The organism is Sinomicrobium weinanense, assembly GCF_018863395.1.
Classification (GTDB): Bacteria; Bacteroidota; Bacteroidia; order Flavobacteriales; family Flavobacteriaceae; genus Sinomicrobium; species Sinomicrobium weinanense.
The window spans coordinates 228935-249108 of record NZ_JAHKRR010000005.1; the positions used below are offsets into that span (position 1 = coordinate 228935).

The 20174-nt window shown below is 45.0% G+C and carries 21 protein-coding genes; 10 read left to right on the forward strand and 11 right to left on the reverse strand.

All coding sequences use genetic code 11. The annotated features are described in order from the left end of the window. Positions 1–87: 87 nt before the first annotated feature. The 6 genes from KN811_RS15950 (at position 88) to KN811_RS15975 (ending at position 4383) form a co-directional block, all read left to right on the forward strand. Complete coding sequence (locus KN811_RS15950) at positions 88–1065, forward strand: M23 family metallopeptidase (protein ID WP_187965805.1); 978 nt, start codon at positions 88–90, stop codon at positions 1063–1065. Positions 1066–1148: 83 nt separating this feature from the next. Next, complete coding sequence (locus tag KN811_RS15955; RefSeq protein ID WP_187965806.1) at positions 1149–1478, forward strand: MerR family transcriptional regulator; 330 nt, start codon at positions 1149–1151, stop codon at positions 1476–1478. A 108-nt stretch (positions 1479–1586) separates the two neighbouring features. Further along, positions 1587–2171 carry a LemA family protein gene (locus KN811_RS15960; protein WP_187965807.1) on the forward strand — a complete coding sequence of 195 codons (585 nt, stop codon included), beginning with the start codon at positions 1587–1589 and terminating at the stop codon, positions 2169–2171. 92 nt (positions 2172–2263) lie between these two features. Continuing rightward, complete coding sequence (locus tag KN811_RS15965) at positions 2264–2707, forward strand: TPM domain-containing protein (RefSeq protein ID WP_187965808.1); 444 nt, start codon at positions 2264–2266, stop codon at positions 2705–2707. Between the two features lie 38 nt (positions 2708–2745). Further along, entirely contained in the window at positions 2746–3534 is a 789-nt protein-coding gene (locus tag KN811_RS15970; protein WP_187965809.1) for a TPM domain-containing protein, read from the forward strand. 114 nt (positions 3535–3648) lie between these two features. Next, entirely contained in the window at positions 3649–4383 is a 735-nt protein-coding gene (locus tag KN811_RS15975; protein WP_223129390.1) for a tyrosine-protein phosphatase, read from the forward strand. A 96-nt stretch (positions 4384–4479) separates the two neighbouring features. Here the strand turns inward: KN811_RS15975 and KN811_RS15980 are convergent, their stop codons facing one another. From KN811_RS15980 to KN811_RS16010, 7 genes are all read right to left on the reverse strand, one after another. Further along, positions 4480–4989 (reverse strand): OmpH/Skp family outer membrane protein, encoded by a 510-nt coding sequence (locus KN811_RS15980; RefSeq protein ID WP_187965810.1) that lies wholly within the window; start codon positions 4987–4989, stop codon positions 4480–4482. Positions 4990–5017: 28 nt separating this feature from the next. After that, a complete protein-coding gene (locus KN811_RS15985) occupies positions 5018–5863 on the reverse strand; it encodes an OmpH/Skp family outer membrane protein (protein ID WP_187965811.1) in 846 nt (281 codons plus the stop codon). 130 nt (positions 5864–5993) lie between these two features. After that, entirely contained in the window at positions 5994–8582 is a 2589-nt protein-coding gene (gene bamA / locus KN811_RS15990; RefSeq protein WP_187965812.1) for an outer membrane protein assembly factor BamA, read from the reverse strand. A 7-nt stretch (positions 8583–8589) separates the two neighbouring features. After that, entirely contained in the window at positions 8590–9333 is a 744-nt protein-coding gene (uppS, locus tag KN811_RS15995) for an undecaprenyl pyrophosphate synthase (protein WP_187965813.1), read from the reverse strand. An 87-nt stretch (positions 9334–9420) separates the two neighbouring features. Further along, positions 9421–10173 (reverse strand): type IX secretion system protein PorG, encoded by a 753-nt coding sequence (gene porG, locus KN811_RS16000; RefSeq protein WP_247716529.1) that lies wholly within the window; start codon positions 10171–10173, stop codon positions 9421–9423. 174 nt (positions 10174–10347) lie between these two features. Next, positions 10348–11232: an NAD kinase gene (locus KN811_RS16005; RefSeq protein ID WP_187965814.1), complete on the reverse strand. Its 885-nt coding sequence runs from the start codon at positions 11230–11232 to the stop codon at positions 10348–10350. 19 nt (positions 11233–11251) lie between these two features. Further along, complete coding sequence (locus tag KN811_RS16010) at positions 11252–11950, reverse strand: CBS domain-containing protein (RefSeq protein WP_345725286.1); 699 nt, start codon at positions 11948–11950, stop codon at positions 11252–11254. Positions 11951–12100: 150 nt separating this feature from the next. Here KN811_RS16010 and KN811_RS16015 point away from each other — a divergent pair, with 150 nt between their 5' ends. Beyond that, positions 12101–12817 carry a pyridoxine 5'-phosphate synthase gene (locus tag KN811_RS16015; protein WP_187965815.1) on the forward strand — a complete coding sequence of 239 codons (717 nt, stop codon included), beginning with the start codon at positions 12101–12103 and terminating at the stop codon, positions 12815–12817. A 56-nt stretch (positions 12818–12873) separates the two neighbouring features. Here the strand turns inward: KN811_RS16015 and lipB are convergent, their stop codons facing one another. Both lipB and KN811_RS16025 read right to left on the reverse strand, forming a co-directional pair. Then, the gene (gene lipB / locus KN811_RS16020; protein WP_187965816.1) at positions 12874–13596 is read right to left on the reverse strand and encodes a lipoyl(octanoyl) transferase LipB; all 723 of its coding nucleotides are present in this window, start codon (positions 13594–13596) and stop codon (positions 12874–12876) included. Positions 13597–13768: 172 nt separating this feature from the next. Next, the gene (locus KN811_RS16025) at positions 13769–13927 is read right to left on the reverse strand and encodes a YqaE/Pmp3 family membrane protein (RefSeq protein ID WP_187965817.1); all 159 of its coding nucleotides are present in this window, start codon (positions 13925–13927) and stop codon (positions 13769–13771) included. 305 nt (positions 13928–14232) lie between these two features. On the opposite strand from KN811_RS16025, the gene lysS reads away from it, so the two are divergent. Continuing rightward, entirely contained in the window at positions 14233–15930 is a 1698-nt protein-coding gene (gene lysS / locus KN811_RS16030) for a lysine--tRNA ligase (RefSeq protein ID WP_187965818.1), read from the forward strand. 272 nt (positions 15931–16202) lie between these two features. Continuing rightward, positions 16203–16655 (forward strand): DUF4890 domain-containing protein, encoded by a 453-nt coding sequence (locus KN811_RS16035; protein ID WP_187965819.1) that lies wholly within the window; start codon positions 16203–16205, stop codon positions 16653–16655. A 78-nt stretch (positions 16656–16733) separates the two neighbouring features. Here the strand turns inward: KN811_RS16035 and KN811_RS16040 are convergent, their stop codons facing one another. Further along, a complete protein-coding gene (locus KN811_RS16040) occupies positions 16734–18011 on the reverse strand; it encodes a serine hydrolase domain-containing protein (RefSeq protein ID WP_187965820.1) in 1278 nt (425 codons plus the stop codon). Positions 18012–18343: 332 nt separating this feature from the next. On the opposite strand from KN811_RS16040, the gene metK reads away from it, so the two are divergent. Further along, entirely contained in the window at positions 18344–19600 is a 1257-nt protein-coding gene (metK, locus tag KN811_RS16045; protein ID WP_187965821.1) for a methionine adenosyltransferase, read from the forward strand. A gap of 160 nt (positions 19601–19760) precedes the next feature. On the opposite strand, the gene KN811_RS16050 is transcribed toward metK, so the two are convergent. Next, the gene (locus tag KN811_RS16050; RefSeq protein WP_187965827.1) at positions 19761–20066 is read right to left on the reverse strand and encodes a GNAT family N-acetyltransferase; all 306 of its coding nucleotides are present in this window, start codon (positions 20064–20066) and stop codon (positions 19761–19763) included. Positions 20067–20174: the final 108 nt, after the last annotated feature.

A 20174-nucleotide genomic window follows, 5' to 3' on the forward strand; every position in this document is an offset into this window, starting at 1 on the left:
CTATATTTGTCCGTTACGTTAATATATATTCCTGAACAAAAAGGATTTCCCCCTGTATTCACAGGGCAAAAATAGAATTTTTTATTTATGTCGAAGGTAAAATATTATTACGACCAGGAGACACTTTCGTACAGAAAAATCGAGGGCAAAAAAGGGAAGAAGGTTAGGAACTTCCTTGTTTTTCTCCTGGCGTCGTTCTTATTCGGTATGATAGGCCTGTTTACCTTGCTGAACACCGGTCTTGTAAACACCCCGAAAGAACTTTCCACTTCCAGGGAATTAAAACAGTACGAGCTCCAGTTTGCCCTTCTGAATAAAAAAATGGAGCAGATGGAAGAGGTGCTGACAGATATAGAGGACAGGGACAACAATATCTACCGGTTGTATTTCGAGGCCAGCCCCATCCCCGAGGAACAACGGCGTGCAGGTTTCGGAGGAGTGAACAGGTACCAGGCCCTGGAAGGATTTGATAACTCCAAGACCGTCATTAACACTACCAGAAAGCTGGAAGTCCTGCAAAAACAAATGGTAGTACAATCCAAATCGCTTGACGAAATTGCTAAACTCGCGGAAAACAAGGAAAAACTCCTGGCTACGATCCCTGCTATACAGCCAGTGAACAACAAGGCCCTGAAGCGTATGGCTTCCGGTTTCGGATGGCGTACAGACCCTTTTACCAAGGCCAGGAAAATGCACTGGGGCATGGACTTTTCCGCTCCTAAAGGCACCCCGGTATACGCTACGGGCGACGGTGTGGTGAAAAGATCGGACAACCGGGCCGCGGGCTACGGCAACCACATAAGAATAGAACACGGCTTCGGTTATGAAAGCCTTTACGCTCATTTGAGTAAATACAACGTAAGAAAAGGGCAAAAAGTAAAAAGAGGAGACCTCATAGGCTTTGTAGGTAGCACAGGCCGGTCACAGGCACCCCACGTGCACTACGAGGTATTCAAGGACGGGCAAAGGATAAACCCCCTTAATTTCTATTACGGAAGTTTAACTCCGGCAGAATATGAAGAACTGCTGCACGTTGCCTCACAGGAAAACCAGTCACTGGATTAATGGAAGACCGGTAAGCGGTTAACAGTTACAAATATACTGAATACTGAATACCGATTACTGAATACCGAATACCGATTACAGATATGCATATAGAACTTCCGGAAAAACGCTATTACAGTATAGGCGAAGTGGCCAGGGCCTTTAAGGTAAACACTTCCCTTATCCGCTTTTGGGAAAAGGAATTTGACGCCCTGAAACCCAAAAAGAATGCTAAGGGCAACCGGAAATTCACCCCGGAAGATATCAAAAACCTGCAACTCATCTATCACCTGGTCAAGGAAAGGGGGTTTACCCTCGAAGGAGCCAAGATCCATCTGAAGGAAGAAAAACACAAAACACTTTCTAATTTTGAGATTATTCGTAAATTAGAGAATATAAAAACTACACTGATCAAAATAAAAGATCAGCTATAAGTACAGAAGTGTTTTGCAACTTCAGTTTTGCTTTTTATGCCGACGGACTGTAACAAATCAATAAAAATCCCCACTTATAAAAGAGAAATAACTAAAAACTGAGAATATATGAAAAAGTGGTTAATCCCTGTAATAATCCTTGTAATACTTGTTTTTGTCGGAGTGAGAACCTATAACGGGATGGTAGACCTCCAGGCCGATGCCAAAACTGCCTGGGCAGATGTAGAAAGCACCTACCAGAGAAGGAACGACCTTATTGGCAATCTCGTAAAAACGGTACAAGGAGCTGCCGATTTTGAAAAATCGACTTTGACAGATGTTATTGAAGCCAGGGCCAAAGCCACTTCAACAACCATAGACCCCACTAATATCAGCCCGGAACAATTAGCAGCTTTTAACCAGGCCCAAAGCGGATTATCTTCTGCATTATCGCGTTTACTGGTAACCGTAGAACGTTATCCGGAACTCAAAGCTAATCAGAACTTCCTGGAACTTCAATCCCAGTTAGAAGGCACCGAAAACAGAATTAATGTAGCACGCGACCGTTACAACGAAGCAGTTAATAAATACGACAAAAAGATCAAGCGGTTTCCAGGCAATTTATTTGCCGGAACATTCGGTTTTGATGAAATGGGACGTTTCTCTGCCGACAAAGGCGCCGAAAAGGCACCGGATGTGGATTTTAATTTTTAACATCCGGGAATCAAAATACCCAGAAACCGTATACTCCCGGTCTGATATAACATTCCGGGATTCGGTTTTTAAAATAATTACAATATCTGGACATGTCTAAAGTAGAAGATTTCTTAACCGCAGAAGAGGAACAGGAAGTAGTCAATGCCATCCGAGAGGCCGAACTCAACACCTCAGGAGAGATCCGGGTACATATTGAAAAATCGGCAGGTTCCCTGGCTCCATATGACCGGGCTATCGAAGTCTTTTACCAGTTGAAAATGAACAATACCAAACTCGGTAACGGCGTAATTATCTATGTGGCCGTTGAAGACAAGGCTTTTGCCATTTACGGGGACAAGGGAATTGACGAAATGGTCCCGGACAATTTCTGGAACAGTACCAAAGACATTATTGCCGGGCACTTTAAACACGGAAAATTCAAACAGGGCCTGGCGGAGGGTATACTGATGGCGGGTGAACAACTGAAAAAACATTTTCCCTGGCAGACCGACGACATTAACGAGCTCCCCGACAATATATCCAAAGGGCACTGAAAAGCATGGATCGAAACGCCGCAATCTCACAAAACAAAATGCAGAAAACTCTTTTACCCACATATTTTTTAGTCCTTTTCCTGTGCCTTTCCCAATGGACCTTTGCTCAGTTCGATATCCCGGAAAAACCAACACTGCAAACCAGCGTATACGACAAGACCGGACTTCTCACTTCCCAGCAGAAAAGTGCCCTGGAACAAAAACTGATACGGTATTCTGACAGCACTTCCACCCAGATCGTCACCATTATCATTCCCTCCACCAATGGAGAAGACATAAATTACCTGGCGACAAAATGGGGCCACTTATGGGGTATCGGGCAGGGAGAAAAAGACAATGGTATAATCATACTCCTGGCCAGAGACGACCGGAAAATAAGCATACAGGTTGGCTATGGCATAGAACACCTGCTCACTGACGCATTATCTAAACGCGTTATAGAAAACGTGATGAAGCCCCGTTTTATGAAAGGTAATTACTATGCCGGACTGGACGAAGGCACGGATACGATCTTTCAGGTTCTTACCGGGGCATACAAAGGTGAAGGCAGGAAGGGCAAAGACGGATTTCTGTCCGGTAGTTTTGTGCTTATACTGTTTGCCGTCTTTATTATCCTCATCATACTTTCCAGGAATTCCCGCGGCGGCGGTGGCCCGGGTGGTCGCTCCCGGGGCGGGGACCTTATGGATATCCTTATCCTGAGCAGCCTGGGACGAGGCGGCTTTGGCGGCGGCTCTTCTTCCGGAGGAGGCTTTGGCGGAGGTGGATTCGGAGGAGGTTTCGGCGGCGGCGGCTTCGGCGGCGGCGGTGCCAGCGGAAGCTGGTGATGGGAAAAGTGAAAAGTATGAATTTAACAAAACTTCTAACTTCGTACTTCTAACCTCTAACTTCTGTATAACTTTTGCACTATCTTTGCATGTATAATACAAACATCGTAGATTTTGCAAATTTTTACGCATAAAAAAACGGTTTATCTCAAGGATTTATTTGAAGGGGACCACACTGACATACACTCCCACCTCCTCCCGGGAATTGACGACGGCGCCAAAGATATCGAAGATACGCAAAGGCTGATCCGCGGATTCACGGAACTGGGTATTACCCGTATAATTACCACACCACATATCATTCAGGGAGTATGGCCCAACACCTCGGAGATCATTACTCAAAAAAAGGAGGAAGTACGCCCTGCTCTGGAGAACAAAGTCCGTTTCTTTGATGCGGCTGCAGAATACCTTATGGACGAATCTTTCCGGGAACTGATAAAAAAAGGGGATATTCTCTGCCTGAAAGATAAGTTTGTCCTTGTAGAAATGTCATATATCAACCCGCCGATAGCACTGTTCGATATTTTATTTGATATGCAGGTCGCCGGTTACATCCCCGTACTGGCCCACCCGGAACGCTATATGTTCTATCACCAGAACTTTGACATGTACAACAAGCTGAAAAAGGCGGGATGCCGTTTACAGCTTAATCTTCTTTCCCTTACTTCTTACTATGGCCGGGACGTTCATAAAACAGCCGTTAAACTGTTAAAAAAAGACATGCTGGACTTTATAGGCACCGACATGCACAACACCCGGCACCTAGAAAGACTACAACAGAAAATAAAGACCGATGAACCGGACCGGCTAAAAGAACTCATAAAAAACAACAAAAGGGTATTCGGGTAAAAAAGAATTTTTCCGCCTGCATTAAGCATATGCAGCAAAACATAAAAAGCCCGGAGAGATCTCTCCGGGCTTTATTTTCAGTCCTTAAACAAGAGCTTAGAAGCCCAGTTCCTTTTTTACATCGGGAAGGATATCTTTTCCGTCCGCAAGGAGAACACCAGATCCCGGAGATGCATCCAGAATGTACTGGAATCCCTGTGTTTTCCCTACTTTCTGAATAGCTTTCTGGGCTTTTTCCAAAATAGGCTGGATCAGCTCCATTTGCTTTTTCTGCAACTCCTGTTCTGCAGTTTGTCGCGCCTGCATGATATTAGTTTGCATGCCTTGCACTTCTTCTGCTCTTTTCTTATTCTCTTCCTCAGACTTTGTAGAAGCCTCGCTTTCGTAAAGTTTTATCCTATTCTGCAATTCCTGGCCAGAACTCTTCAAATCTGCAGAATACTGGTCTTCCAGTTTTTTCAACTCTGCCTTAGCCGCTTTCATCTCTGGCATATCTTCCATTAATTGCTGCACGTTTACGTGAGCAACTTTACTCTGTGCATTCGCAAAACTTACAGCACCTAGAGCTAATACTACAGCAATGGCTAATGTTTTTAATTGTTTCATAATTTCAAGAATAATAAATGTTTAAGTGTTAATTGTTGTTTTCGTTATTGTTCTCTTCACCTTCTTCTTCGTTTGTCTTTTGCCCTTTTTCTTCCTGTTTTTTTCTTCTTTTTTCTTCGCGTGCTTTGCGGTATGCTTTCCTCTCTTCCAGTATTTGCTGTCTTCTCTCTTCGTATGCACGCTGTCTTTCTTCCCGTTCCCTGATCCGCTGTTGTCTTTTTTCTTCCAGCGTCCTGGCCCTTTCGTCCCGTTCGCGCTCTATTTCTTCTTTCTGGGCCTGTCTTTCCGGATCTACTTCGCGGTTAATTTCCTCAAAACGGTTCTTGGCATTTCCCGAATTTCTCTGTTCCGTTTTCCGGTGACGCCCTATGCTTTTCAAAACCTGGTCGCTAATATCGTGTTTTTTATCAGAATACAACATCACTACATCGGCCGACCTGTCAAAAACAAAATCGTATGCCCGCCGGGAAGCAATTTCCTGTACGGCATTGAACACCCGGTCCTGCACAGGTTTTACCAGCAATTGTTTTTGGTGTATCATATCGCCCTGTGGCCCGAACCTGCCCTGCTGGTACTCCCGTAATTCTTCTTCGGCCAGGTTGATGTCTTCTTCTCTTTCTTCGATCAATTCCTTGGTTAGAAGCACTCTTTCAGCTTCCAGATCCTTTTTCATCTGGGCGATAACACCTTTTTTCTCTTCGACTTCCATTTTCCATTTCTCCACCCTGGAATCTAATTGTGAACTGGCTTCCTTGTATTCTTCTACATTTTCCAGGATATACTCCATATCTATATATGCTATCCTCACTCCTCGCTGTCCCCAGGCCGCCCATACCGAAATACACAACAGTATAAAAAGAACTTTAGCCTTCATTTGTTTTACAGTTTGAAATTTCGCCTGAAATTAACAATTTTTTTGGCAAACTCCGGCTATTCTGGAAATTTATATTTTCCCTATTCCTTATAATAAAGTCATTCAAGTTATAGAAAATATCGTGCCAAAGTTAAAATTGTTGTCCGATAATAAAGTGAGTTTCCCAGCCATTCTTTTGCCCGGTGCCGTCTATTGAGTCGAAACCGTGCCCGAAATCTATCCCCAGCAATCCGAATGCGGGCATAAAGATACGCAAACCGAAACCTGCTGATCTTTTTAACTGGAACGGATTGTAGTCTTTGAACTCATCAAAAGCCGCCCCGCCTTCCGCAAAGACCAGTCCGTATATTGAAGCCGAAGGTTTCAGGGTAAGCGGATAACGCAATTCCAGGGAAAACTTATTGTATATGGTAGACCCTAATGACCTGGTACCGGAACCTCCTGACAACGACTGATTCGGATATCCTCTTAACGCAATGGTCTCCCTACTGTCTAGAGTATAGTTAGCCATTCCGTCCCCTCCGAGATAAAATCGTTCAAAAGGCACCACGTCCCTGTCCTGATTATAGGCGCCGAGATATCCAAAATTAGCCTGTGTTTTCAGGACCAGTTTATCCACCAGCTTGGTATACCATTCTCCGTCGAATTTGATCTTGTAGAATTCGAGCCATTTTATTTTTTCCTGGGCAATCTTTTCTTGATCGGGTATTGGATTATTATCATCATCCTTCATTATATTTCCGTCTTCATCCCTGCTCCAGAACTCTTCCTTGTCTCCCAGGTTTCCGTAATCCACTCCGTCAAACAGGGAATACGGTGGAGTTACCCTCAAGGAAATGGTAAACTTGGACCCGCCGAGGGGATAGATGGGGTTTATGTAAGTGTTATTCCTGGAAAGGGCAACGGTGTATGCGATGTTCTTGGCAAAACCGGTACTTCCAAATCCAAAGAGGCCAATAGGATAATTCTGCAGATCATAGTATTGAAAACTAAGGGCATGGGACAGGCTGAAATAATCATCGGGCACTTCGAGCCTTTTGGCCAGCCCAAGGGTAAAACTGGTGATGTAAAACCGCTGATCCTTATCCGGACGACCTGTATAAGGGTCGTAATAGAACTGCCGACTATGCGATAGTGAAGCCGAGAACTGAGTGGGTTTTTTCCCTCCCAGCCAGGGTTCTGAAAACGAAAAACTATAGGTCTGATAAAAACGGCTGGCCTGTAACCTCAGAGCGAGGGTTTGTCCGTCTCCCATGGGTACGGGTTTATAAGCATCTTTTTTAAAGAGATCTTTGATGGAAAAGTTACTAAAGGACAATCCGAGCGTTCCGATAAAACCACCTCCGCCATAGCCCCCCTGCAATTCTATCTGGCTGGAACCTTTCTCGGTCAGGGCGTATTCGACATCAACAGTACCCGCATTGGGATTGGCATTTTTTATTTCCGGCGCAATAGCCTCAGGGTCAAAATACCCCAATTGACCTAATTCCCGGATAGTACGTATTACATTTTCCTTGCTGTATTTCTGTCCCGGCCTGGTACGCAGTTCCCGGTAGATCACATGGTCGTTGGTCTTGTCATTACCGGAGATCCTGATATCGTTAAAATAGGCCAGTTTACCTTCTGTGATACGTATTTCAAAATCTATGGTGTCATTTTCTGCCGACACCTCCACCGGGTTAATGGTTGAGAACAGGTAACCGTTATTCTGATAGGTGTTTGTAATATCTTCGGCATCGGGCTTGGTTTCATCCGCTATTCGTTTTCGGAGCAATACTCCGTTATAGGTATCCCCGGGTTCGATCCCCAGGATGGATGACAGCTGGCGGTCGGACCACACCGTATTCCCTACAAAGTCGATCTTTCCGAAGTAATATTTATTTCCTTCTTCGAGGTCTATATGAATGCCTATCTTTTTGGTCTTATTATCTATTACAGTGTCTGCAATTATCCTGGCATCCCTGTATCCCCTTTCTTTGTATTTATCTACCAGAGATGTGAGGTCTGTTTTATAATCTTCCGGGATAAATTTGGATTTTTTCCAGAAACGCCCAAACATTTTCCGCTTGGTATTTTTCATGGCTTTTCGGAGCGTTTTGCTTTTCAGGGCTTCATTGCCACTAAAGGTAATATCCTTCACTTTTACCTTTTCGCCCCGGTCTATATTGACCAGCATTTTTACGGCATTGACCTGGGATGTATCGGGAGCGGTAACAATATTGGCCTTAGCGTGCAGGAAACCCTGTTTCTTGTATTTATTGACCAAAAAATTACGGGTATTGGTAATAAAACTCTCCGTGACCCTCTTTCCTTTCTTGATATCTGCTTCCTTAAGCACAGCTTCTCCCTTCTTTTTCTTGATCCCTTCGATCTTTACCGTAGAGAGTGTGGGAACTTCCTTGATGTTCAGTTCCAGGAAAACCTTATTTCCTTCTGTACGGGTAATGTAGAACGTAACATCGCTGAACAGCTCAAGTTTCCATAATTTTTTAATGACGTTGGTTATCTGCTCACCGGGAACAGTGATCTCCTGACCTACGCGAAGTCCACTATAGGTTATCACGGTCTGCTTGTTATAGCTTTTTACCCCGGTAACCTCGATGCCTCCCAATATATATTTCTGACCTTTATCAAACTTAATATCCTGCGCCTTTAAAGCGGCATTGTTACAAAGAAGCACAAAGACTGCGATAATTACTCCAAAATATCTCTTGCGCATGCTGTTCTCAGTTAAGTTGTTCGCTAGTTTTTCCAAATCTACGTTCCCTGTTTTGATAATTTAAAATTGCTTCATACAGCTTTTCTTTATTAAAATCCGGCCATAGGGTCTCTGTAAAATAAAGTTCGGCATAGGCTATCTGCCACAGTAAAAAATTACTTACCCTGAGTTCGCCACTGGTGCGGATAAGCAGGTCCACATCGGGCAAATTTTGCGTATAAAGATGCTCATTTATAACCGTTTCGTCAATATCCCGGGCAGAAATTATGTTATTTTTAACTTTAAAACTTATCTCCTGAACGGCATTTTTAAGCTCTTCCCGGGAGCCATAACTAAGTGCAATGGTAAGGGTCATCCGGTCGTTATTCTCAGTTTTTTCGATAACTTCCTTCAGTTTTCGGGACACTGTTCGGGGCAGCTGTTCCATCTTTCCGATGGTACGAAGTTTTATATTGTTATCATTGAGTGTCTTAAGCTCTTTGCGCAGCGATGTAACAAGGAGTTTCATCAGGGTTTCCACTTCGAGCCTGGGGCGTTTCCAGTTTTCGGTAGAGAATGCATAGAGCGTCAGGTTCTCCACGCCGAGTTCTGCACATCCTTCTACTATTTCACGCACTGCGCCAGCCCCTTTTTCATGGCCAAAAACCCTCGTTTTTCCTCTTTGTTTTGCCCATCTGCCATTGCCATCCATGATCACAGCTATGTGCTTTGGCAGTCTTTCCTTGTCTATGGCGTCTTTCTTCTTGTTCATTAATGCATATTCATCGCGGGGACATGATCATCCCATCTTAATTTTTATTCTTTAACAGGTCCGAATCCTGTTGATATCGCCCTTGTTTTATTCGTAACAAAAAGTACACGGCCTTTTCCCGAACGTATATGTTATGGTTATGCCACTGAAGACATACCAGTCGTTACTGTTATAGTTACCAAAGCCCGGATAATTCCTGCCATCGGCATTAGCGATATCTTTCGGCTCACTGTTGTCTATATCATTGACGAGGGTATACCTTGCTATCACTTCTGCCCCCAGTATAAGGTTGGGCAGCACCTCTCCTTTTACCCCCAGGCCAAAGGGAATTGCAAATGAGGTCTTTCTCCTCGAATTCGGACTCAATGTACCGCCATTATCATAATAATCATCAACCTTCCTGTAATTAAAAACCGACACCCCACCATATATATACGGGGTAAAAGGCTTATACAGAGTGTGCAGGTCGTATTCCCAGAAATGGAATTCCATACCCAGGGAGCCTTCCAGTATGCGGTTGGAGAACGAATATCCTCTCATTTCCCTTGCCGAACTGCCCGAATCGTCGTCATTAGCGCTCAATTTGGTATAGCTAAGCTGCGCCCGATAGGCATATCGCTTACTCTTGTTCCATTTATATATTCCTCCCACAGCCAGTTGAGTGGGATATATATAATTAGTGCGTCCTACATCACCAATAAAATTACTTCCACCCAGGAACACCCCTATTTCATGTATTTGGGCCATCCCTGCCTGTAAGCCTATGAAAAAAAATACGATAGCTGCTCCTTTCCTCATACGCATTAAAAGTTCGCAAATATAATAATTAAGATTGCTCATGGGTAATTTCCTTTAAATTAGTATGCTTAAAAACAGATTTAAAGGCACTTTTATTGTTCTGGGGACCGAGAGCTTGTTTAAACTTGTTCCAATTGACTCTGAAATCGGCTTCGGGATCGGCAAGAAGGTTATTACATCCATGGTTTTAAGTTTTGTATTGGCAGGCGTGGGGTTTTAATTGCGTTTATCCTCTCCCCACAGGAGCTTGTTCCGCAGTGTTTTCAAAAAACTTTCGGTCCGCAGCTCCACCATTTTCATGGCAAAGGTCGATTTTTTTATGGTGATCTCGGTCTCTTCGGGCAAGGTGGCCAGCCTGGAATCCAGGGATATGAGGTAGTTCTTTTCCCTGCCGGACACTTTCAGTTTTATAACAGTATCGTCCGGGATTACCAGGGGCCTGGCGTTCAGGTTATGTGGTGCTATGGGAGTGATAACAAAGCCCGTAGTGTCCGGTGTAAGTACCGGCCCTCCACAACTGAGGGAATACCCCGTAGAACCCGTGGGGGTGGCAATGATAAGCCCGTCTGCCCAATATGAGGTGAGATATTCGTCATTCAGGTATGTGGCCACCGTGATCATGGAAGTGGTATCTTTACGGCTTACAGCCACTTCGTTCAGTGCAAAATTAAATTCGGAAAGCTCCTGGTTCACAGGATCGGTATGTACCTCGAGAAGGGCTCTGTCCACTACATCAAATGATCCCCGGGATATGCTGTCTACCGCCTTGCGGATATCTTCCTTTTGTACCGTGGCCAGGAAACCGAGCCTCCCGGTATTGATACCCAGTACGGGGATCCCAAGGTCCCTGATATAAAGAATGGTCCTGAGCATGGTGCCATCTCCGCCCATACTGAAAAACATATCACAGTCGGGATCGAGGTCTTCAAAAGAGGAAAACGTTTCATAATCTTTTCCTTCGTCCAAGAAATGCCGGATAAGTTCCAAGTATTTGGCCTCTACCATTACTCTTATCCCTTTCTCGTCCAATGCTTCCAATAACGTGAGTATATATTCTTCACTGTCATCGTGATAAAACTGTCCGAATACACCTACCTTCATGTCGAGGAACCTGTTTTTTTTATATATTAAGGAACTTCCTTAAGTAATTTGACCTTTCTTTTAAGTTGTCCATATACATGTCGTCCTCGTTGCCCATTACAATATTGTACCCATATCTCCTGAACGATTGCATGATGGAATTGAGCCCTGTGTTCCCCACTTTCAGGGTGAGCTGTACCAGGTCTCCTTCATTCCGGGAAATGAACGCTCCCAGCAATTTACCGTTATCGCTTTCTACGATCTGGGATATTTCACTGAACGTATAATCCGCACTGCCTTTTTCCACAATGAGTATGCCTCCAGGTTCGTTAAAAAATGGTGTTTCCCTGAACAGCCCCATAATATCGGTGAGGTCGTAACAGCCCAGGTATTTTCCTTCCGCACTGAGCACAGGCATCATATTGGTATTGCTCCTCGCAAATTCTTCCAGCACTTCGAGCCAGGTAGTATCTTCTTTTACGAAAAAAGCATCCAGGGCATACAGATAGTCGGTCACTTTTTTTTCCAGGTCAAAACTCCCCATATCTTCTTCTGAAATATTCCCTACCAGATGCCCGTCCTTAACTACGGGAAGATGGGTATTGACAAGTTCAAAGAAACGCTCCTGTACCTGCTTCATGGTATCGTCCGGTGAAACCGGCGAAACATCGTAATTTATGAAAGAATTGATCTCCATACCAGATTTTTCATTCCCGAAATTACGGGGTGACAGGTTCAAAGCTGTCAAGTTTTGACCCCCGATTACCTTTTTCCGATCACCATAAACCCGGGTATATTTGTCCCCTGTTGTTTAGGACAGCAAATTAATTAAATTATGTGAGAAAAAAGCAGGATGAACTTCGTATTTTTGTTCATATTTATCTTTTATATGACCAAGTTAAGCGTAAACATCAACAAAATAGCTACCCTGAGAAACTCGAGAGGGGGCAACGTGCCGGATCTGCTGAAAATGGCACAGGACATACAGGACTATGGCGCACAGGGGATTACTATACACCCCAGGCCTGACGAACGCCATATACGGTATCAGGACGCCAGAGACCTTAAGACTGTTGTTCACACCGAATTTAACATAGAGGGCAACCCTATCAAAAAATTCATGGAGCTGGTACTGGAAGTCAAACCTACACAGGTGACCCTGGTCCCCGATGCCGAAGATGCCATCACTTCCAATGCAGGCTGGGATACCATAAAACACAAGGGGTTCCTGCAGGATGTTATTTCGGAGTTTAAAAGAAATGGTATCCGGACCTCCATTTTTACCGACCCGGATGTTCAAATGATAGAAGGGGCGGTAGCCACAGGGACAGACCGGATAGAGCTTTATACCGAGGCCTTCGCCTCTGCCTACGAAAAAGGTGATAAAAACGGGGTCACTCCCTATGTGGAAGCTGCCAAAACTGCCAGTGCCATGGGACTGGGTATTAATGCAGGACACGACCTCAACCTGGACAATGTCCGGTTTTTCAAAGAGAATATCCCCGGCCTCCTGGAGGTTTCCATAGGCCATGCACTTATTGCGGAATCCCTTTACCTGGGCATAGAGAATGTAGTCAACCTCTACCTGAACAAACTAAAGGACTAGCCACAGGCTCTTCGCCAGGGCTGCCATGACGTTTTATCGTAAGCCAATCTATTTCGTCAGGTCGAATGCCACGACGCAGGAGCGGTGTATCGAGACCCGAAAAGCCGGGAGAAATGGTGTAATATCTTTTCTTTTACCTCCTCCGGGGGGACTTCCTGTTTTCCCAGTTCCACATTGAGGGAGGTGACTGCCTTGCCGCGGATGCCGCAGGGTATGATATTGTCAAAATAGCCCAGGTCGGCATTGACGTTCAACGCAAATCCGTGCATGGTCACCCAGCGTGAAGCGCGTACTCCCATAGCACATATTTTTCGTGCAAAAGGAGTTCCCACATCCAGCCACACCCCGGTTTCGCCTTCGCTTCGCTCTGCTTTAAGGCCATATTCGGCCAGGGTGAGGATGATCACTTCTTCCAGAAAACGCAGGTATTTATGTATGTCGGTAAAGAAATTGTCCAGGTCCAGGATAGGATATCCTACGATCTGCCCGGGACCGTGATAGGTTATATCGCCCCCCCGGTTTATTTTGTAGAACGTCGCCCCCTTTTCTTCCAGCTGTTTTTCGTTGAGCAGCATATTTTGCATATCCCCGCTCTTGCCCAGGGTATAGACATGGGGGTGCTCCACGAACAGAAAATAATTGGGCGTTTCGATGTCCGTACCTTCCCTCCTGTTCTTCACCTTGACATCCAGGACGCTTTTAAAAAGCGTTTCCTGATAGTCCCATACTTCCTTGTAATCGCGAAGACCCAGGTCCTGTATTTCTACTTGCTTGTTCATCCTGCAAAGATAAAGATTAAAGTGCTAACTTTATTAGGAAGACCGGTTGCGGGTTGGCCTGTTTGAGGTTCAAAATCTGTAATTAGCTGCGAGCCCTTTGGCTTTGCGGTGCGGAACAGGCCCAAATCTCATTAACTTATTATCAAATTGACACATTAATAACACACACCCATTACCTGTTGGGATTGTTGAGAATGATCAGGGCAGCGATAACTCCCGGTATCCAGCCGCACAATGTCAGCAGGAAAACGATGACCAAAGAACCGCACCCTTTACCCAGTACGGCAAGGGGAGGGAATAAAATAGCTAATAATACTCTCCAGATACTCATATTTTGTTTTTTTGATTGATGGTAATTATAAGACTATCTCTTTTCTTTTTTGTTACATATTTTTTTTGCAATCACGTACAGACATACCCTGAAACACCTAAAAGCCTCCCCCGAAAACAGATCGTAGTGCACATTGGCCTTGTCACAGGTATTATTTTACCCTGGAGATGTAAAAGCAGGCACAAAGTAACATAGAAATATCATACCTAACAGAATATAAATATTCTATTAAGTAGAATAAATATAATTGTAATTATCTTTGCACTCTTAAAACGAAGATCCGAATTTAATATTACAGCTTGACTATGCAGCTTTCAGAACAGGAAATCATAAGGAGGGAAAAACTCGGTAAGTTAAGAGAACTTGGCATTGACCCCTATCCGGCGGCTTTGTATCCCGTAGACCACACTTCACATCAGGTCAGGGACAATTACGAAGAAGGCAAAAAGGTGGTCATAGCCGGCCGGCTGATGAGCAGAAGAATACAGGGCAAGGCTTCTTTTGCCGAGTTACAGGACAGTGAAGGAAGGATACAGGTCTATTTTAATCGGGATGAGATCTGCCCGGAAGATGACAAGACCAAATATAACGAAGTCTATAAAAAACTGCTGGACATCGGCGACATTATAGGTATAAACGGCGAACTGTTTACCACACAGGTAGGCGAAAAGACCGTTATGGTAAAGGACTTTACGATCCTCAACAAATCCCTGCGCCCCCTCCCCCTGCCGAAAGTGGATAATGAAGGAAATGTCTATGACGAATTTAACGACCCGGAACTGCGCTATCGACAGCGTTATGTGGACCTCGTGGTCAATCCGCACGTCAAGGACACCTTTATAAAACGGACCAGGATCACCAGCAGTATACGGGAGTTCTTTAACGATCGGGGATATCTCGAAGTAGAAACCCCCATACTCCAACCCATACCGGGAGGAGCTGCAGCGAGGCCTTTTATTACCCATCACAATGCGCTCAATATCCCCTTATACCTTCGTATTGCTAACGAACTGTATCTCAAGAGGCTTATCGTCGGCGGATTTGACGGTGTTTATGAATTTGCCAAGGATTTCCGCAACGAGGGTATGGACAGGACCCACAACCCGGAATTTACCGTGATGGAACTGTATGTCTCTTACAAAGACTATCACTGGATGATGGACACTACCGAGCAATTGCTCGAAAAGGTTGCGGTCGATTCCAACGGCAGTACAAAGGTAAAGGTCGGAGAAAATGAAATTGATTTCAAAGCTCCTTATCCCCGCGTACCCATACTGCAATCCATAAAAGAACACACCGGGTTTGATGTTTCCGGAATGAGCGAAGCCGAACTCCGCGAAGTATGTAACAAGCTCGATATCCCTGCAGACGAGACCATGGGCAAAGGCAAATTGATCGACGAAATATTCGGTGAAAAGTGTGAACACCATTATATACAACCCACTTTCATCACCGATTACCCCAGGGAAATGAGCCCGCTCACCAAGGAACACCGTGACGACCCAGCACTTACCGAACGTTTTGAGCTCATGGTGAACGGCAAGGAGCTGGCCAATGCCTATTCCGAGCTCAACGACCCCATAGATCAGCGCGAGCGTTTCGAGGAACAGCTACGCCTGTCGGAAAAAGGCGATGACGAAGCCATGTTTATCGATCAGGATTTTCTCAGGGCATTGGAATACGGTATGCCCCCCACTTCGGGTATCGGAATCGGTATTGACCGGCTGGTAATGCTGATGACCAATAATTCCTCCATACAGGAAGTGTTGTTCTTTCCGCAAATGAGACCGGAGAAAAAACCACTGAGCCTCAAGGACAACGAAAAGGCCATTCTGGACGTTCTCAAAAAACAGAAAACGCTTCCGCTGGGAGAGCTCAAAGCCGCTACCGAGCTGAGCAACAAGGCCTGGGATAAAGGCATGAAAGGCTTGTCCAAACTAGGGCTGCTAAAGGTCGTTGTAGATGGCGATTCCAAAATAGTGGAACTACAGGAACAAGACTGATCCTTACCCTATAATTGACAAAGGGCTGTCTAAAAAGTACTATAATCCGTCATGTTGAACTTTTACCCTGAGCACAGTCGAAGGGATGTTTCAGCATCCCATCATGCTGATCGGATGATCGTTATGAGAACCTGAAACAAGTTCAGGTTGACGTAAATACTACTTTTTAGACAGCCCTTTTTTTGTTAATCATTTCACAAATCACATCTTCTATTTTAAACGCATTTTCTTTTTCCCGGTCTAAGTAATAAAATCATAAAAAATTACCGGACATGAAAAAGTTATTGAGTTTAGCTATTGCACTAATCCTGGTTACCGGGGTTATGGCCCAGGAAAAAACGAAAAGAAGGACCGAAAGAAAAATGCACCGGACAGAGCGGTTTAAGGATTTTACGCCACAACAGCGGGCCGAACTACGGACCAAACAAATGGCCCTGAAACTGGACCTCAACGAAACCCAGCAAAAGAAAGTCCTGAAACTGAACACCGAACTGGCCGAAAAGCGAAAGGCCAATATCGAAAAATTCAAAAAGGCCAAACAGACTAAAAAAGAATGGTCCGTCGACGAACGCTTTGCTTTTATAAATGAAAGATTGGATGCCCGCCTGGAACTACAACATAAGATGAAAGACATCCTCAATGAAGACCAGTATGCCACATGGAAAAAGAGTTCTGAAAGACACAAGAGGTTTCCGAGGCATAAAAAAAGACATTTCCACAGATAGTAGCCGATTTCTTAAAAAGGGATGGCCTGAAAAGTTCAGAATGACGCTTTGTACTGAACTTTTCAGGCATTTTTTATATTATTCCACCAGCGCACTATACACCATATTCTTGAATTTGGCAGATATTTCACCCCATTCGCTATTGGGTGTTTCCTGGGTAAGGATCACGGCAACGACCCCCGACACCGGGTCTGCCCAATAGTGCGAACCGAAGTAACCGCCCCAGGAAAACGAGCCTTTATGCCAGGGAAACGCAGCGCTGCCTTCTTCCGTAACCACTTCAAATCCCAAACCGAACTTGTTGCCGTGGTTCAGGCTCTTCTCACCGATCTGGTTTACGGTCATCAACCTTACGGTATCCGGGCTGAGCAGCCGTTTGCCATTATATTCCCCCCCGTTCAGCAACATTTGGAGAAAAACCGAATAATCCCGGGCCGTGGATGAGAGCCCGGCTCCCCCGGAAAAATACGTACTGCCGAGCAAGGGATAGTCCTTATTGATCTCTCCGTGACTTACCTGGGGTGCTTCTACCGTTTCGCCGGCTTCATTTTCCACATACACTTCGGCCAGACGGTCCTGTTTATCCTTCGGCAAGTAAAAATAGGTATCGTTCATCTGCAGAGGTTCAAAGATTCGTTCATGAAAAAAACGATCAAGTGACATGCCCGATACCACCTCAACAACATAGCCGAGGACATCTGTGTTAAGGCCGTAGGTAAAGCGCTCCCCGGGCTGATGCATCAACGGAAGCCCTCCGAGTATCTTTATTTTATCCGCAAGTTTCAGCGGCCCGGCAACAAAACCTGCCGGGACCCCGGCCTTTGCATAAATGGCTTTGCCCTCTTTACTCCCTATCACCGCATAACTTATCCCGGAGGTATGGGTCAGCAGGTGACGTATGGTCACTTCCCTTTCGGCAGGAACGGTCGTATAGGTAGAATCTGCAGCATTGAATTTATCCAGCACCCCGGCTTCTTTAAATTCCGAGATATATCTGGAAACAGGATCGTCCAGCAGCAGTTTTCCTTCTTCATACAGCATCATTACGGCCACACTGGTGATGGCCTTGGTCTGGGAAGCAATACGGAAAATGGTATTGGGCTGCATTTTCTTTTTTTCTTTGATATCGCTATACCCTATACCCTTGTGATAAACAATCTTTCCGTCCCGGGCTATCAGGGCAACAGCCCCGGCCACCTTTTTATGTTCCACATAATTTTCTATCATGCCGTCTATCAATTCCAGACGCCCGGAAGAAAAACCTGCTTTATCCGGACCTGCGGTCTGTAGTTCCTGGCAAAAAGCTGAAGCGGCCACGAGAAACAGGAAGCCGGTAAGTTGGTGTTTTAAGTTCATGTATTTATGATTGAATGGTTTATATTGCAATATAACAAATAAAATAAAGTTAAATCCCAAAACTCCCGGTACGAAGACCGCAGAACAACATAATTCACAAATTCATCTTCGTTTAATTTCGAAATTCAAATCCGTTTTATACCTTTGTCGCCATAATTTTTTGGAGAGGAAGGATTTGACTGATTGCAACCTCATGAAAAAAATGCTAAACCAGTTAGTTCCTGTCACCATTTTTATTTCCGGGCCCGACACCCGGCCACAGGACAAACCGCTTTAGCATTTCCGGACAATCCCTCTTTCCTCACCTCATTAATCACTATTAAAATAAGATAATGGCTTATTTATTTACGTCCGAGTCTGTCAGTGAAGGGCACCCGGACAAGGTAGCAGATCAGATATCAGACGCATTACTGGACCACTTCCTGGCCTTCGACCCGGATTCCAAGGTGGCCTGTGAGACCCTGGTGACCACAGGGCAGGTGGTACTTGCGGGTGAAGTAAAGTCTAAAACTTATCTGGACCTTCAGAACATTGCCAGGGAGGTAATCAACAATATTGGATATACCAAGGGCGAATACCAGTTCAGTGGGGATTCGTGCGGAGTGATCTCGCTCATACACGAACAATCGCAGGACATCAACCAGGGTGTTGACCGTGTCAGCAAGGAAGAACAGGGCGCCGGAGACCAGGGTATGATGTTCGGCTATGCCACAAAGGAAACGGAAAATTATATGCCTTTGGCACTGGATATTTCCCATAAGATCCTCCAAACCCTGGCAGAACTCCGAAAGGAAGGCAAAGAGATTCCCTATCTGCGCCCCGATGCCAAGGCCCAGGTGACCATTGAATACAGCGACAATGATGTTCCCCAACGTATTGTGACCATCGTGGTCTCTACCCAGCACGATGCGTTTGATGAAAATGACGATACCATGCTAAGCAGGATCAAGCGCGATGTCATCGACATATTGATCCCCAGGGTAAAGGCTCAATTACCGGCTGACCTTCAAAAACTCTTTACGGACGACATACAGTATCACATCAATCCGACAGGGAAATTTGTGATTGGCGGGCCTCATGGAGACACGGGACTTACCGGCCGAAAGATCATCATAGACACCTATGGCGGAAAAGGCGCTCACGGCGGAGGGGCATTTTCCGGGAAAGACCCCAGCAAGGTAGACCGCAGCGGAGCCTATGCTTCACGCCACATTGCCAAAAACCTGGTCGCTGCGGGTGTGGCCGACGAGGTGCTGGTACAGGTTAGTTATGCCATCGGGGTGGTAGAACCCACTTCCATCAGCATCAACACCTATGGAAAAGCCAATGTTGACCTCACCGACGGGGAGATTGCCAGGGTGGTAGAAAAACTTTTCGACATGCGCCCGGCAGCCATAGAAGAACGGTTAAAACTCCGCAATCCCATTTATCTCGAAACTGCGGTCTACGGGCATATGGGCAAACAGCCCCGAACGACCACCAAGGTCTTTGAATCGCCTTACAACGGGAGGATAGAAAAAGAGGTGGAACTCTTTACCTGGGAAAAGCTGGATTATATAGATAAGATCAAAGAGGCGTTTTCGCTTTAATACAGGTCCCTTACTGCGCCCGGGATTTGTACCGGGCGTAGTTGTTAGGCCTGCTTGTTTTTATTTTTTTGTTACCGATCCGGAGGATCTTAACGATCTTTTTTGCGATATCCGCGTTGGTCCGGCGTACTCAAAAAGCTGAAGTTTCCTCATACCATTTTTATTTTAATTCTATCTCAAAAAAGCAAACGTCTGCATTGTGATAATGTGAAGGTAATCCTGAAGTGTTTTTTAATTTTTTGATCCCTAAAAATTCAAATCCGCAATTTTTATAATGATTGATCAGCCTGTCGTTTTGTCCGCAGGTATCCATTCTGATGAATTTCTTGCTTTGGCTTTCTGCAAATTCTCTTGCCCAGTTGACAATTATTTTCACAAAGTTATTTCCCCGGAATTCAGGATTTGTAGCTATCCGGTGAATATAAACAGAAGAAGTGGCATCATCATCTTGTAAGCTTCCCCTAATTAGAACTGTTAGTTAGTACAATTTTATCATCTTTTTGATTCATCTCAGCAAGGCTAGCCTTGCTGAGATTTTTCTTTGCGTACTCAACCGGAGGCACATACCCAAGGG